13 protein-coding genes and 1 pseudogene are annotated in these 14640 nt (G+C 71.9%); 7 read left to right on the top strand and 7 right to left on the bottom strand.

All coding sequences use genetic code 11. From position 1 onward, the window contains the following. Positions 1-36: 36 nt before the first annotated feature. From EAO72_RS02490 to EAO72_RS02475, 4 genes and pseudogenes are all read right to left on the bottom strand, one after another. Positions 37-1029 (bottom strand): NAD(P)H-dependent flavin oxidoreductase, encoded by a 993-nt coding sequence (locus EAO72_RS02490; RefSeq protein ID WP_410089967.1) that lies wholly within the window; start codon positions 1027-1029, stop codon positions 37-39. A gap of 71 nt (positions 1030-1100) precedes the next feature. Further along, positions 1101-1880, bottom strand: a complete 780-nt coding sequence (locus EAO72_RS02485; protein ID WP_148015558.1) for a CoA-transferase subunit beta — start codon at positions 1878-1880, stop codon at positions 1101-1103. After that, positions 1877-2725, bottom strand: a complete 849-nt coding sequence (locus EAO72_RS02480; protein WP_148015585.1) for a CoA transferase subunit A — start codon at positions 2723-2725, stop codon at positions 1877-1879. Before EAO72_RS02480 ends, EAO72_RS02485 begins: the two co-directional genes overlap by 4 nt. 14 nt (positions 2726-2739) lie before the next feature. Next, positions 2740-3465, bottom strand: a pseudogene (locus EAO72_RS02475) (enoyl-CoA hydratase family protein); the annotation flags it as partial. 259 nt (positions 3466-3724) lie between these two features. On the opposite strand from EAO72_RS02475, the gene EAO72_RS02470 reads away from it, so the two are divergent. Further along, positions 3725-4645, top strand: a complete 921-nt coding sequence (locus tag EAO72_RS02470) for an SDR family oxidoreductase (RefSeq protein WP_148015556.1) — start codon at positions 3725-3727, stop codon at positions 4643-4645. Between the two features lie 57 nt (positions 4646-4702). On the opposite strand, the gene EAO72_RS02465 is transcribed toward EAO72_RS02470, so the two are convergent. Both EAO72_RS02465 and EAO72_RS02460 read right to left on the bottom strand, forming a co-directional pair. Beyond that, complete coding sequence (locus tag EAO72_RS02465) at positions 4703-5194, bottom strand: nuclear transport factor 2 family protein (protein ID WP_148015555.1); 492 nt, start codon at positions 5192-5194, stop codon at positions 4703-4705. Next, a complete protein-coding gene (locus tag EAO72_RS02460; protein WP_148015554.1) occupies positions 5191-6066 on the bottom strand; it encodes a TIGR03619 family F420-dependent LLM class oxidoreductase in 876 nt (291 codons plus the stop codon). The genes EAO72_RS02465 and EAO72_RS02460 overlap by 4 nt, the downstream gene beginning before the upstream one ends. Positions 6067-6269: 203 nt before the next feature. Here EAO72_RS02460 and EAO72_RS02455 point away from each other — a divergent pair, with 203 nt between their 5' ends. Both EAO72_RS02455 and EAO72_RS02450 read left to right on the top strand, forming a co-directional pair. Further along, complete coding sequence (locus EAO72_RS02455; RefSeq protein WP_148015553.1) at positions 6270-6887, top strand: TetR family transcriptional regulator; 618 nt, start codon at positions 6270-6272, stop codon at positions 6885-6887. 171 nt (positions 6888-7058) lie between these two features. Continuing rightward, positions 7059-7835 (top strand): SDR family oxidoreductase, encoded by a 777-nt coding sequence (locus EAO72_RS02450; protein ID WP_148015552.1) that lies wholly within the window; start codon positions 7059-7061, stop codon positions 7833-7835. 154 nt (positions 7836-7989) lie between these two features. Here the strand turns inward: EAO72_RS02450 and casG are convergent, their stop codons facing one another. Beyond that, on the bottom strand, positions 7990-9645 hold the full coding sequence (gene casG / locus EAO72_RS02445) for a steroid-24-oyl-CoA synthetase (protein WP_148015551.1): 1656 nt from the start codon (positions 9643-9645) through the stop codon (positions 7990-7992). Between the two features lie 335 nt (positions 9646-9980). Between casG and EAO72_RS02440 the strand changes: the two genes are divergently transcribed. From EAO72_RS02440 to EAO72_RS02425, 4 genes are all read left to right on the top strand, one after another. After that, positions 9981-11600 carry an ABC transporter substrate-binding protein gene (locus tag EAO72_RS02440; protein ID WP_187284907.1) on the top strand — a complete coding sequence of 540 codons (1620 nt, stop codon included), beginning with the start codon at positions 9981-9983 and terminating at the stop codon, positions 11598-11600. A 175-nt stretch (positions 11601-11775) separates the two neighbouring features. Continuing rightward, the gene (locus EAO72_RS02435) at positions 11776-12744 is read left to right on the top strand and encodes an ABC transporter permease (RefSeq protein ID WP_148015549.1); all 969 of its coding nucleotides are present in this window, start codon (positions 11776-11778) and stop codon (positions 12742-12744) included. Further along, complete coding sequence (locus EAO72_RS02430; protein ID WP_261991281.1) at positions 12731-13771, top strand: ABC transporter permease; 1041 nt, start codon at positions 12731-12733, stop codon at positions 13769-13771. Before EAO72_RS02435 ends, EAO72_RS02430 begins: the two co-directional genes overlap by 14 nt. Continuing rightward, the coding region (locus EAO72_RS02425) for an ABC transporter ATP-binding protein (RefSeq protein WP_148015548.1) at positions 13768-14640 on the top strand (873 nt) is incomplete at its 3' end. The genes EAO72_RS02430 and EAO72_RS02425, both read left to right, overlap by 4 nt.

Raw genomic sequence — 14640 nt, 5'->3', positions numbered from 1 at the left:
CCCGGACCGCCCCTCACCCCGCGTGTGCCAGGAACGTCAGTCCGCCCCCGGCAGCGCCTTCAGGGTCGCCCGTGCCTCGTCCATGATCCGCTCGACCAGCTCCGAACAGGACGGCAGGTCCTCGATCAGGCCCGCCACCTGCCCCGAGGCCATCACCCCGATGTCCGTACGGCCCTCGACCAGTGAGGCCTTCAGCAGCATCGGGGTGTTGGCGGCCAGCAGTACCTGGCTCCAGGACAGTTCCCTGCCGTGTTTCATCGCCATCCCGTCGCGGACCAGCTGGGGCCAGCTCGCACCGGACTCCTTACGGAAGGCCGAGGCGTGCCGCAGTGCCCGCAGCAGTGAGGCGGCGCGGCCCGAACGCTCCAGGGACTCGACCATGGCGGTACGGAGCATGCGGTGCGGCAGGCCGTCGACCTCTGTGGTGACCGTGACGTCCTTGACCGTGGCGGCCAGGTACTTCGCCTTCACCGCGTCCGGGACGGTGCTGTCGGAGGTGAGCAGGAAGCGGGTGCCCATGCCGATCCCGGCCGCGCCGTAGGCGAGTGCCGCGACCAGGCCGCGGCCGTCGTGGAAGCCGCCCGCCGCGATGACGGGAATGCCCACGGCGTCGACCACCTGGGGCAGCAGCACGGTGGTGGCCACCTCGCCCGTGTGACCGCCGCCCTCGCCGCCCTGCACCATCACCGCGTCGGCCCCCCACGCGGCGACCTTCTCCGCGTGCCGGCGGGCACCGATGGACGGGATGACGACGACGCCGGCGTCCTTGAGGCGGGCGATCAGGTCCTTGGACGGGGCGAGCGCGAAGGACGCCACCTTGACGCGCTCGTCGATGATGATCCGGACCCGCTCGCCCGCGTCGCCGGCATCCGCCCGCAGATTGACGCCGAACGGGGCTTCCGTACGGGACTTGACCTCGCGGACCGCCGCGCGGAGCTGCTCGACCGTCATCGTCGCGGAGGCCAGGATGCCGAGCGCTCCCGCGTTCGCGGAGGCCGACACCAGCCGGGGGCCGGCCACCCATCCCATGCCGGTCTGCACGATCGGGTACCGCACCCCGGTCAGCTCGGTGAGCGCGGTCGGAAACGGCACCGGCCCGCTCACGCGGGGACCTCGCGCTCGCGCAGCCCCTTGGGGTCGATGACCTCACGGATCAGCCGGAGTTCGGCCGGCGTGGGCTCCCGGGTGAACGGGACCTCGTCGGGGACCGTGAGGGCGAACCCGGTGGCCGCGGTGACCTGTTCGAGGCTCACGCCGGGGTGCAGGGAACGCAGCCGCATCGACCGGTCGGGGGTCTCGAAGTCGAAGACGCCCAGATTGCTGACGACTTCGGGGATGCGGTGGAAGCGTGTCGCGGACGGACCGGCCGCCGCCGCACGGTCGTAACCGACTCCGCTGACCATGTCCACCCGCTCCACGAACACCCGTGCCGAGTGCTTGGGCACCCAGTAACTGGTCGGATTGTTGAGGGTGTTGACGGGAGCGCCGCGCACCCCGAGCAGCTGGCGCGTGGGCCTGGCCCAGTCGCCGATGCAGGAGATGTTCTGGTTGCCGTGCCGGTCGATCTGGCTGGCGCCCATCATCACGTGCCGGCGGCCGGTGGCGGTCAGCGTCAGGTGCTGGCGGAACGGCAGCCAGCCCTCGACGCTCCCGGGCTTCGCCCCCACCGCGGGCGTGTCGGCGATCAGCAGCGCCTCCCCGTCCGTCAGCAGGAGTTCGGGTGAGAAGGTCAGCCGCGCCAGGCGTGCACCGATGGCCGGAACGGTGCCCATGGGGCTGGCGAGGATCTCGCCCGCGTCCCGCCATGCCTCTGCGCAGGCCACCACGCAGTACTCGGCGCGGCTCGGCGCCTGGATGCCGGTGGTCTCGGTGCCGCTCATGCTTCCTCCTGGTGGAACGCGGTGACGGCGGCCTGGTAGGCGGCTTCGTCCCCGGACAGGAACCGTTCGACGAAGGCGGGCCAGGCCTCGGGGTCGCGGGCGGCCTTGACGTAGGCGCGCTGGAAGGCCTCGTCCCGGTCGTGGTCGGGCACACAGGAAGTGAAGTGCGCGCCGTTCGGCGTCTCGACGACCCCGTCCACGAACATCCGCTTGATCAGCAGCGTCTGCGGCCCGTGCTCCTTCAGCAGGTCCGCCGTCTCCACGATCTGCTCGCAGGAGACGAAACCCTGGTCGGCCGCCTCGCAGAACAGGTCGTCGAAGTACGGGTCGGGGCCCAGGTACTGCCCGTTGCCCTGTACGTCGGAGCGGTTGAGGTGGACCAGGGCCGCGTCCAGCCGGAGCGCCGGAGCCGCGACCAGCTTCTCGCCGTCCTCGTACGGTGAGGTGACCGTACGCAGGGCGGGGTTGACCTCCATCAGGTCCGAGCCCATCCCGGCGCGCACCGGCATGAACGGCAGCCGCTGCGCGCCCGCCGTCAGGCTCCACATCATCATGGCCTCGTCCATCTCGACCATCTCGAAGGCGCCGCGCTGGCGGGCCGCCGTGAAGTGCGGCTCCAGCGGTATCGAGTCGAGCGTCCCGAAGGCCGCGACCAGTTTGCGGATCTTTCCGGCCGCCGCGAGCAGACCCACGTCCGGGCCGCCGTACGACACCACGGTCAGGTCGGTGACGTCCGAGCGCAGCAGCGCCCGCACCAGGGCCATCGGCTTGCGGCGCGAACCCCAGCCGCCGATGCCGATCGTCATCCCGCTCTCCAGCCGGCCGACGACATCGTCGGCCGTCATCGTCTTGTCCTGTGTCACGTCTGCTGCTCCTTGTCCGTGCCGAAGGTGTCGCGCACGCGGTCGGCGACGCCACTGAGGTTGGCCTCGAAGGTGAAGCCCTGCTCGAAGCGGTAACTGCGGCGTACGTCGACGGGGTCGATGCCGTTGATGGCGGCCTTGGCCAGCCGGATCAGATAGCCGTCCTTGGCGGCGATCTCCCCGGCCAGTTCCAGGGCGGCCCCGGCGAGCCGCTCGCGCGGCACGACATCGAACACCGAGCCGTGCCGGTGCAGTTCCTCCGCGGTCACGGTGCGCGAGGTGTAGTAGAGGGTCCGCATCAGGTGCTGCGGAACCAGCCGGGCCAGGTGCGTGGCGGCGCCGAGCGCGCCGCGGTCCAGCTCGGGCAGACCGAAGGACGCGTCCTCGGCGGCCACGATCACGTCCGCGTTGCCCACCAGGCCGATGCCGCCGCCCAGGCAGAAGCCCTGAACGGCGGCGACGACCGGGACCTCGCACTCGTAGACGGCCGCGAACGCCTCGAAGCAGCCCCGGTTGGCGCCGATCAGCGCCTCGGGTCCGGTCGCGCGCTGCATCTCCTTGATGTCCACGCCCGCGTTGAAACCGCGTCCCTCGGCGGCGAGTACGACGCAGCGGATGTCCGGGTCGGCCCCGGCGGCCCGGACCGCCGCGGCCAGGTCGTACCAGCCCTGCACGGGAAGGGCGTTGACCGGAGGGAAGTCCACGGTGACGAGGGCGACGCCGGACCGCCGCGGCCAGGTCGTACCAGCCCTGCACGGGAAGGGCGTTGACCGGAGGGAAGTCCACGGTGACGAGGGCGACGCCCTCGCGTGGGACGGAGGTGGAGACACCCATGAGCAGATCAGCTACCTTTCCACCAAACGTTTGTTAGGCCCAAAAGGTAGCAGCGATACGAACGCCGCGGGAGGGTGCCATGCCACTCAGTGGTACCGGCGCCCGTCCGGGCCCCGCTGCTCGCCGTCCGTCGAAAGGACACTCGTCATGACCTCACCGACCGCCCTGTGTGCCGGACGCGTCGCCGTCGTCACCGGCGCCGGCCGTGGACTCGGCCGCGCCCACGCCCTGGCCCTCGCCGCCGAGGGCGCGAAAGTCGTCGTCAACGACCTGGGGGTGGGTCTCGACGGCTCCGGCTCGGGTACCGGCCCCGCGCAGCAGGTCGTGAAGGAGATCCGCGCGGCCGGGGGCGAGGCCGTCGCCCACAACGGTGACATCGCCACCTCCGAGGGCGCCGCCTCCCTCGTCGCCGCCGCGCTCGACTCCTTCGGCCGGCTCGACACGCTCGTCAACAACGCGGGATTCCTCCGCGACCGGATGCTGGTCAACCTCGACGAGGACGACTGGGACGCGGTGATGCGCGTCCACCTCAAGGGTCACTTCCTGCCGCTCAAGCACGCGGCGGCGCACTGGCGTGCCGAGGCCAAGGCGGGCCGGACGCCGGCCGCCCGGGTCGTCAACACCAGTTCCGGGGCCGGGCTGCTGGGCAGCGTGGGCCAGGGCAACTACGCGGCCGCCAAGGCGGGCATCGTGGGGCTGACCCTGGTGGCCGCCGCCGAGATGGGCCGCTACGGGGTCCAGGTCAACGCGATCGCCCCCGCCGCCCGGACCCGGATGACCGAGGCGACGTTCGCCGAGACGATGGCCGCCCCCGGCGAGGGGGCCTTCGACGCGATGGCCCCCGAGAACGTCTCGCCGCTCGTCGTCTGGCTGGGCTCCGCCGCGTCCGCCGGGGTGAGCGGCCGGGTCTTCGAGACCGAGGCCGGCCGGATCACGGTGATGGAGGGCTGGCGGCCCGGCCCCACCGCCGACAAGGGCGCCCGCTGGACCCCGGCCGAGGCCGGAGAGGCGGTGACCGGCCTGCTGGCCGCGGCCGAGAGCCCGCAGCCGGTGTACGGCGCCTCCTGACACGGCGCGGCACGGGGTGGCGGCCGTCCGGCCACCACCCCGTGCGGGTCCGGGAGTTCAGGCCGTGGCCGGCTCGCCCCGCACCCCGGCGACCAGCAGCGCGGGGGACTCCGTGCGGCCGTCCAGGATGCGATTGGTCCGGGTCACGACCTGCCACCCCTGCGGTGTGCGGCGCAGCCGCCAGTGGTTGGCCGTCGCCCGGCGCACCACGTACCGGCCCGACTCGTGCACCACCATCAGCGAGTGGCACACCGCCACGGCCTCGTCGCCGTCCACCGTGATGTGCGGCGGGCCCACCACATGGGCGCAGCCCTGCCGGATCCAGCCCTGGTGGGCGGGGGAGCGGACCATCTCACGGATTCGCTCCCGGCCCGCGAGGAAGATCTCGTCGATGTCGTACACCCCGTCCGGCGCCCACAGCGCCGCGACGCCGTCCGCGTCGCCCCCGTCCACCAGCGGCCCGTACGAGGCCATCGCGCGGGCGATGTCGCGCTCGTCCTCCAGCGCCCCGAGCCGCGCCTCGAGCGCGGCGATCCGGTCCGCGCTCATGCCCGCGCCTCCGCGCCCGCCGTGAGGCCCGCGAGCGCGGCGAGGGCCTCCAGCTGTTCGACGTAATGGCCCGCCCCCGTGGCGCTCAGCGACACGCTGACCAGGGTGGCTCCGGCCGCGGACACCTTCCGCAGCGCCTCGGACGCGCCGTCCGGATCGCCCGAGGGATCGAGCGGGCGGCCCGCGCTCAGCACCACCTCGAAGCCGTCGGGCAGCGCGGCCGCCCCGGCCATCTCGCCCAGCCGGTCGAGCGGCAGCCCGAACGGCACCCAGCCGTCCCCGTACGCCACCGCCCGGCGCAGCGAACGGGGGGTGCGGCCGCCGATCCACAACGGCACCCGGTCCTGCACCGCGTGCGGTTCCACCACGAGCCCCTCGTAGTCGAAGTGTTCGCCGTGGTACGCGGGTTCGCGCCGGGACAGGGACGCCCGCAGCGCCGCGAGGGCGTCGTCGGCGATCGCGCCCCGGCCCTCGAAGGCGGCCCCGAGCAGCCGGAACTCCTCCTCCAGACTGCCCACACCGAGCCCCAGGACGACCCGGCCGCCGCAGACGCGGTCCAGCGTGCCGTAGCGCTTCGCGATCTCCAGCGGATGGTGGTAGCCGAGGACCAGGACCTGCGTGGCGAAGCGGATGCGGTCGGTCCGGGCCGCGAGATACCCGAAGACGGACAGCGGGTCCCAGTACGTGCCGCCGCGCTGCCCGGCGATGTCCACGGGCACCGCCACATGCTCCGAACAGGTCAGATGGTCGAAGCCGAGCCGGTCCGCCGCCTCGGCGACCACCCCCAGGGCCTCGATGCCGGCAGCGCGCTCCCAGGGGGAGTGGACGCCGGGGACGGCCGTGACGACGGGACTGTTGATGCCGAGCCGCATGGGGGCACCTCTCTCGGGCGGAACGGGAAGGAACGGGAGCGCCCATCCAAGTCCCCCGTCCCGGCCCGCGCAGGCCCCGTCCCGGTGGGCGGGAAGTCCACCGGGCCACCGGCTTCCGGCCGCGTCCCACTCAACGGAACGACGCCCACCCGGCCGGTGCGGCACACGAGAACATCGGCGGCCGGCGGAAGGACGTCAGTACCGTGCCCCGAACGAACTGCGAGAGAACCCCCGCGCAGCCCACCTCGGCCAAGCAGCGCCAGCGCTACGCCCGCATCCTGCGGGCCGCGGCGCACCTCGGAGCCGTACACGGCCTCGAAGGCGTGCAGATGCATGACGTGGCCCGGCGCTCCGGCGTCGCGATCGCCACCCTGTACCGCTACTTCCCGTCCAAGACCCACCTGTTCGCCGCCGTCCTCCACGACCAGGTGGGCCGCCTCGACGCCGGGACGCCGCCGCCACGGCCCGGTACCGGCCCGGTGGAAGCGGTGAGCGAGCTGCTCACCGGGGCGAGCCGGCAGCTCTTCGAACAGCCGCTGCTGGCGCTGGCGATGCTGCAGTCCAACAACGTCTCCCACGTCGGCGAGGGCAGCCCGGTCCGCCGCACGGACGAGATCCTCGTGGACCTGGTCCTGCGTACCGCCGGGGTGAGCGATCCCGGCGAGCAGGACCGGCGCGTGGTCCGCATCCTGGAGCAGGCCTGGTACGGACTGCTGACCACCGTCCTGTACGAGCGTTCCTCGGCCGAGGCGGCGCAGGACGGCATCCGGCTGGCCTGCCGCCTCCTCCTCGGCCCGGTCCTCGCCGAACGGCGCCCCTGACACCGCGCCCTCCGTCACCGAGCCCTCGACACCGCGCCCCGTCCGGTCAGCGGGACGCCGGGGGCTCCTGGCCGGCCGGAGCTCCTACGGTGCGCGGGAGGGCGGTTTCCGCGGGTGCCGGGGCGACCGGCCCTCATGTGCCAGCAGCACCGACTCACCCGAGGAGTACTCATGCCGCGCAATGTCGTCGTCACCGGATCCGGTTCCGGGATCGGTGCCGCTCTCACCACCTTGTCCCGGGCCCAGGGGGACCGCGTGATCGGCGTGGACCTGCGGGGCGGCGAGATCGAAGCCGACCTGTCCACGCCCGGCGGCCGCGCCGCAGCCGCGGCGGCCGTCGTCGAGGCGGCCGGCGGTGTGGTGGACGCGGTCGTCACCTGCGCAGGCACCTCCGTTCCGGGGACCGCGATGGTCACGGTCAACTACTTCGGCACCACCGAGTTCCTGACAGCGCTGCGACCGGCCCTCGCCGCGGCCGAGCAGCCCCGGGTCGTGGCCATCGGCTCGATCTCCGGTACCCAGCCCCACGACCCGGAGGTCGTCGCCGCCTGCCTCGCCGACGACGAGACCGCGGCCCTGGCGCACGCCGAGCGGGCCGTGGCCGACGGCCGCGCGCGGCAGCTGTATCCCTCGTCCAAGGCCGCGCTCGCGCAGTGGGCGCGGCGCACCGCCGTCGCCGCGGGCTGGGCGGACGCGGGGATTCCCGTGAACGTCGTCGCGCCCGGCGTCGTCCTGACGCCGATGAGCGCGGGGCTCTTCGACGACCCGGAGATGAAGAAGGTCATGGACACGGCGGTACCCATGCCGCTCAACGGCTATCTGCAGCCGGAGGACGTCGCGCGGGCCGTGCTCTTCCTTGCCTCCGAGGGAAACAGCCACATCACGGGGCAGGTGGTCTACGTCGACGGCGGAGCCGAGGCGACCCTGCGCGGGCCCGCCGACTTCTGACCGCTCACCGCGGGCCTCTGACGGGGTACCGCCGTCTTCTGACCGGTCCCGCCCGCCCATGCCCGGCCTCCTGTGCCCGATCTCCGAGCAGCGCGCAGAGTGCCCCGGCCGCAGTATCACGCGGCCGGGGCACTGTCGCCTCTCGCGGTGCGCGTCAGACGCGCACCTGGTTGCGGATCACCTTGCCGGTGGCGTTCCGCGGCAGTTCCTCGTGGGTCAGCCGCCACTGCTTGGGGACCTTGAAATAGGCCAGTGCGTTCGCCGCGTACTCCCGCAGCGACTCCTCGGTGACCGTCGAGCCCGCCACGAGCACCACGACCGCGGCGACCTCCTGGCCGAGGTCCGGATGCGGCACCCCCATCACGAGGCACTCACGGACGTCGGGGTGCTCGACGAGAACCGTCTCGATCTCCGCCGGGTAGACGTTCTCGCCACCGCGGATGATCAGGTCCGAACGGCGGCTGCTGAGGAACAGCCGGCCCTCGCGCAGTTCACCGAGATCCCCGGTGCGCAGCCAGCGGTCCGGGCCGATGGCGCCGGCGGTGGCCTCCGGATCGCGCCAGTAGCCCAGCATGTTGAACTGGCTGCGGACCCAGACCTCGCCCTCCTCGCCCTCGCCCAGTATCTCGCCGGCGGGGTCGCGGATCTCCAGCTGCACACCGGTGACCGGCCGGCCGAGCGTCCCGGGCGCGGCGGCCAGCTCCTGCGCACTGGCCGCGGCGACGCCCGTGCAGGTCTCCGTCAGGCCGTAGCTGTCCACCAGCGAGTCCTTCGCGAACGGCAGGCCCTGGCGCAGCCGCTCCTTGAACGCGGTCGACGAAGGCGCGGAGGCCAGCGAGAACGACGTCAGCGAGGACGTGTCGTACCGGTCGGCCCCGCCGTGTTCGAGCATGCGGTGGGCCATGGTCGGCACCGCACCCCAGTTGGTGACCCGTTCCCGCTCGACCATGCTCAGGACGGCGTCCACCTTGAACGAGCCCTGGTGCAGGGCGATCCGGCTGCCGGTGGCGAGCCGCGGCACGGCCAGATTGTGCAGGCTCGCGATGTGGAACAGCGGCAGCGTCAGCAGATAGACGCGGTCCTGCGACGCCACGGGATCGCCGAACTCCTCGAACAGGGCGTCGTTCAGCCGGTGGTACTCGATGACGGCCAGCAGGTTGCGGTGCGTGTGCACGGCCCCCTTGGGCCGGCCCGAGGTGCCCGAGGTGTAGAGGATGACGGCGGGGTCGTCCTCCGCGACGTCGGCCGAGGGCAGTGGTGCGTCGGGGTACGACGCGACGAAGCGGCTGATGTCGTCCTCCACGGACAGCACCGGCACCGCGCAGTCGGTCAGCTTCGCCGACTGTCTGGCATCGGCCACCACCAGCGCCGGTTCGGCGTTGTCGATGCCGTGCGCCATCTCCCGCGCCGACCACCAGGCGTTGAACCCGACCGCCACCGCGCCGACCGACACGGTGGCCCAGAACGTCAGGATCCACTCGGGGGAGTTGGCGGCGGCGATCGCCACCCGGTCGCCCGCGGCGATGCCGTACTCCTCCCGCAGGACCTTGGCCAGCGAGGAGACCTGCGCGGCGTGCTCGGCGAAGGTGATCCGCCGGTCCGCGGTGACGATGTACTCACGGTCGGCATGGACGACGGACGCGTGCAACACCTCGTGCAGAGCCCGCTGCCGGTGGGTGAACACCGGCAGGCGGGACCCCAGCACTTCGGCGTCGGACAGCTCGAAACGGCCGCCCGGGCCGGTGAGCCGGCCGATGATCTCGGCAGCTCCGGCGGGAGCGGCCGAGCGGTGATCCGTATCGCTGGACATCAGGTGACTCCTGGTGCGTCTCGAACTCCACTGGGATCGCGGTCGAGGCCAATGTCAGCAGTGCCGGGCTCTCTCGTTCATGGCTGATTCCGGTCACTGGGACACCGTTTCACGCCGACGGGCGGGCGACAACGACGGCGACGAGCGGCCAACGGACGCACCGCAGGGTTCCCGGTGAGTGGGATAGGTCACGTCGGYCGGATTTCGACGGCCGTAGCGTCCCCCCACCTGCTCCGGCCCCCGGGCCTTCCCGCCCCGGTGCCACCTGCCTTCAGGCACCCGTTTTTCCCACCTTCCGGCACCGGTCCGACCGGCCCGGGCTCATGGAGGAAGAAATGAAGCGAGCACCACGGCCGCGAGTCCACCTCGCCGCCACCCTGGCCGTCACGGCGATGCTCACCTCCGCGTGCGTCTCGTCCGACGCCGGGAAATCCGACGGCGCCAAGACGCAGAAGGCCGAACGCGGCCGCTACACCTTCGGGCTCATCGGCGACCAGCCGGACGCCGGCACCCCCGTCGACGGCGGCACCCTGCGCATCGCCGACTACGGCGAGGCACGCAGCCTCAGCCCCGCCGTCACCTATGCCACCGGATCCTCCGGCGGCTCCGCGCTCGCAGCCGTGTACGACGTCCTGATGCGGTACGACACCGCGGCCAAGAAGTACGAACCCCAGCTCGCCAAGTCCCTGCAGAGCAGCGACGACAAGAAGACGTGGACGCTCAAGCTCCGCGACGGGGTGAAGTTCTCCGACGGCACCCCGCTCGACGCCGACGCGGTGACCGCCTCGCTCGCCTGGTACCAGAAGAACAAGGGCGCCGACACCTCGATGCTCGCCCCGAACCTGGCCAGGACCGAGGCGACCGACGACTCCACCGTCGTCTTCACCCTCCGCAGCTCCTGGGCGACGTTCCCCGCGATGCTCGCCCAGGCGCCCGGGATGATCGTGGCCCCCGCCGCGTACGCGGGGAAGACGTTCAAGCCCATCGGGGCCGGGCCCTTCGTCCTGGGCAAGTACGCCCCCCAGGAGGAGATGGTCCTCAACGCCAACACGAAGTACTTCAAGGGCAAGCCCCACCTCGACGCCCTCCGCTTCACCTGGCCGCAGTCCGACCGCGCGAAACTGGAGGCGCTCGACGACGGCACCGTGGACGTGGCGCACATGCGCGGCCCCGACGTCGTCGACGACGCCGTCAAGGCGGGCCACTTCGGGGAGCTGACCCTCACCGGTCTCGGCAATGTGATCACGGTCAACACCCGCAAGGGCCGGCCCGGCGCCGACCTGCGCGTCCGCCAGGCCATGGCCCTGGCCCTCGACCCCGAGCTCGACACCGAACGCGCCTACGACGGCAAGGGCCTGCCCGGCAAGGAGATCTTCCCGCCGGAATCGCGCCTGCACTCCGAGGTGAAGCCCCTGGGCATCGACCTCGACAAGGCGAAGAAGCTGCTCGACGAGGCCAAGAAGGACGGCTACGACGGCAAGATCACCTACATGGACGGCAGTGACCCCGTCGCCAGGGCCAAGGGCGTGGTCATCAAGGCCATGCTGGAACGCGTCGGCTTCACCGTGCGGCTCGACCTGGTCTCCTCCATCGCCGACCGGGTGGCCAAGACGTACGTGGAGCACGACTTCGACATCAGCCGCGGCGCCGTCAGCCTCTCCGAGAGCGACCCCTACCACCGGCTGCAGAGCGTCCTGAACTCCACGAGCTACGGCAATCCCGGCGGCTACGCCAACCCGAAGATGGACGCCCTGCTGGCCGAGCTCCACCGTGCGGACGGCGACGCCGAGATCCAGAAGGTCCTCGACCGGATCCAGACCCTGTTCAACGAGGACGTCCCCATGATCAACCTCGGTGCCAGCGCCGCCCTCACCGCCTGGGGCAAGAACGTGCACGGTCTCGTCCCCACCGACGAGTCCATGACGCTCTTCGGCGAGGCGTGGATCAGCAAGTGACCGCCGGCGGCCCGGCCTGCCCGGACGGTCACAGAGAAGCCGCTGCGGGCCGGGCCGTTCCCGCTCACCGGGACACCGCCCTGGGCCGGCCGGGCCGCCCGCCCGTAGCCTCACCGCACCGTGGTGCGCATCCCGTAGTCCCGTGTGCCGCCACCGGGCAGATCTGGAGGAACCCATGAGTTTCGCTGCGCTGCGCCGACCGGCCCTCAAAGTCCTGGAACTGGTGGGCGTGCTCCTCATCGCGAGCATGGGGGTCTTCTCCCTGGTGGTCCTGCTGCCCGGCGACCCCGCCGTCGACATCCTGGGCGGCGGCCGGTCGCCCGCCGAGTACGCCGAGCTCCGCACGGAACTGGGCCTCGACCAGTCGCTGGTCACCCGCTACCTCGACTGGCTGGGCGGAGTCCTGACCGGGGACCTGGGCCAGTCCGTCGTACCGCCGCAGAGCGAGGTCACCGACCGCGTCATGTCCGCGCTGCCCGTCAGCTTCGAGATCGCCGCCCTCGGGCTGCTCATCGCCCTGCTGATCGCGGTGCCGCTGGCCATGTGGTCGGCGTACCGGGAGAATTCGGCCGCCGACCGGATCATCGGCGCCGGCACCTTCGGGGTGCTCTCCGTGCCCAGCTTCCTCGCCGGGCTGCTGCTGATCATGCTCCTGGTCAACTCGGCGGGCTGGTTCCCGCGTTCCGAATGGATCCGGCTCGGCGACGGCGACCTGCTGGGCAACCTGCACCACGCCTTCCTGCCGGCACTGACCGTGGCGCTGGCCGAACTCGCCATGTTCACGAGGGTGTTGCGCGGCGACCTCATCGTGACCCTGCGGGAGGACTACATCCTCGCCGCCCGCGCCAAGGGCATGAACCCGCTGCGCATCCTGTTCACCGACGCCCTGCGCCCCTCCTCCTTCTCCCTGGTCACCCTGCTCGGCCTCAGCCTCGGCCGGCTCATCGGCAGCACCGTCGTCGTCGAGTACCTCTTCGCGCTGCCCGGCATGGGAACCCTCGTCGTCAACGCCGCGGGCCAGGGCGACTACCCGATGGTCCAGGGCGCCGTGCTCACCATCGCCGTCATCTACGTGGTGATCAACGCCGGCATCGACCTCTCCTACGGCTACCTCGACCCGAGGACGCGACGTGTCCATATCTGACATCGCCCCGCGCACGCGGGCCGCCTTCCCCCCGCCCCTGCTCACCGCCCTGACCCTCACCGTCGTCGGCCTCGTCCTGCTGGGGTTCGGCGCGACCACACCCCAGCTCGTGACGCCCGTCAAGGCGGCCATCGCCCTCCTGGGCCTCGGCATGGCGTTCGCCGGAGCGTCCCGGCTCGGCAGGATCTGGTCCGGCCCCGGCTTCGACCTGGTGTTCTGGTTCGGCGCGGGCTGGCTCATCGTGCTCGGCCTCGCGATCCTGTTCGCCCCGTGGCTGCCGCTCGGCGAGGACCGCGACGTCGCGAGCACCGTCCTCGAACCGGCCTTCGCCACCCCGACGTTCACCGGGGCCAACCCCCTCGGTACGAACGGCTTCGGTCTCGACCTGCTCGCCCGGTCCCTGTACGGGGCGCGGTCCTCGCTGGTCATCTCGCTGTCCGCGGTCGCCGTCGGCACCGTCCTCGGCGGTGCGATCGGGATGGTGGCCGGTTACTTCCAGAAGAGCGTCGACCGGGCGGTGGGCATCGCCACCAACTCGCTGCTCGCCGTGCCCCCGCTGATCCTGCTCATCGCCCTGGCGACCGTGCTGGAGCCGCATCTGCGCAACGTCGCCCTCTCGCTGGCCCTGCTCACCATCCCCGGCATGGTGCGGCTCGCCCGCGCCACCACCATGGCCTACGCCAACCGGGAGTTCGTCCTGGCGGCCCGTGCCATGGGCGCCACCCGCTCCCGCATCATGCTGCGTGAACTGCTGCCCAACGTCCTGCTGCCGCTGCTGTCCCTGGCGGTGGTGATGATCTCGGTCCTCATCGTCGCCGAGGCCTCGCTCAGCTTCCTCGGGCTCGGCATCCAGCCGCCCGAACCCACCTGGGGAAACATGATCGCGGAGGGGGAGGGACGGGTCTTCGAGGAGCACCCGCACATCGTGCTCGTACCGGGTGCGTTCCTCTTCCTCACCGTCTTCGCCTTCAACATCGTCGGCGAGAAGGCTCGCGGGCGCTGGGACTCCCGGAGTGTGAAACTGTGACCACCACACCGCTGCCCGACCACGCGGCAGCCGCCGGCCCCGAAGCGTCCGGGCTGCTGACCGCCACCGGCGTACGCACCGCCTTCCACACACCGCGCGGCCCCGTGCAGGCCGTGGACGGGGTCAGCCTGTCGCTGTCCGAGGGCGAGACCCTCGGCATCGTAGGCGAGTCCGGCTCGGGCAAGTCGGTGCTCGGCCGCACCCTCATGGGCCTGATCACCGACGGCCCCGGAACCACGGTCTCCGGATCGGTCCTGCTCGGCGGCAAGGACATCCACGCGCTGAGCCCGTCGGGCCGCAGAGCGCTGTGGGGCACCGAGGTCGCCATGGTCTTCCAGGACCCCATGACCTCACTGAACCCGGTGAAGAAGGTTGGCACACACCTGTCCGAGAGCGTCCGCGCCCACCTCGGCCTGAGCCGCGCCGAGGCCCGGGACCGCGCCGTCGACCTGCTCCGCCAGGTGGGCATCCCGGAACCCGCCCGGCGCGCCCGCCAGTACCCGCACGAGCTCTCCGGCGGCATGCGCCAGCGCGTCGTCATCGCCATGGCCCTGGCCTGCGGTCCGCGCCTGCTCATCGCCGACGAGCCGACCACCGCGCTCGACGTCACCGTGCAGAAGCAGATCCTGGACCTTCTCCAGTCGTTCGCCCGCGACCTGAGGATGGCGACCATCCTGATCAGTCACGACCTCGCCACCGTCGCCGGCCGGACGGACCGGGTCGCGGTCATGTACGCCGGCCGGCTCGTCGAGTACGCACCCACCGAGGCCGTGTTCGAGCGCCCCCGGCACCCGTACAGCAGCGCCCTGATCGCTTCCGTCCCCCGTCTCGACCTGCCCCCGCACACCCTGCTGCCCACCATCGAGGGC

This window comes from Streptomyces sp. OR43, assembly GCF_008042275.1.
Lineage (GTDB): Bacteria > Actinomycetota > Actinomycetes > Streptomycetales > Streptomycetaceae > Streptomyces.
Note: the sequence above shows the minus strand (reverse complement) of the source record. Positions and strands in the feature narration are given on the sequence as shown.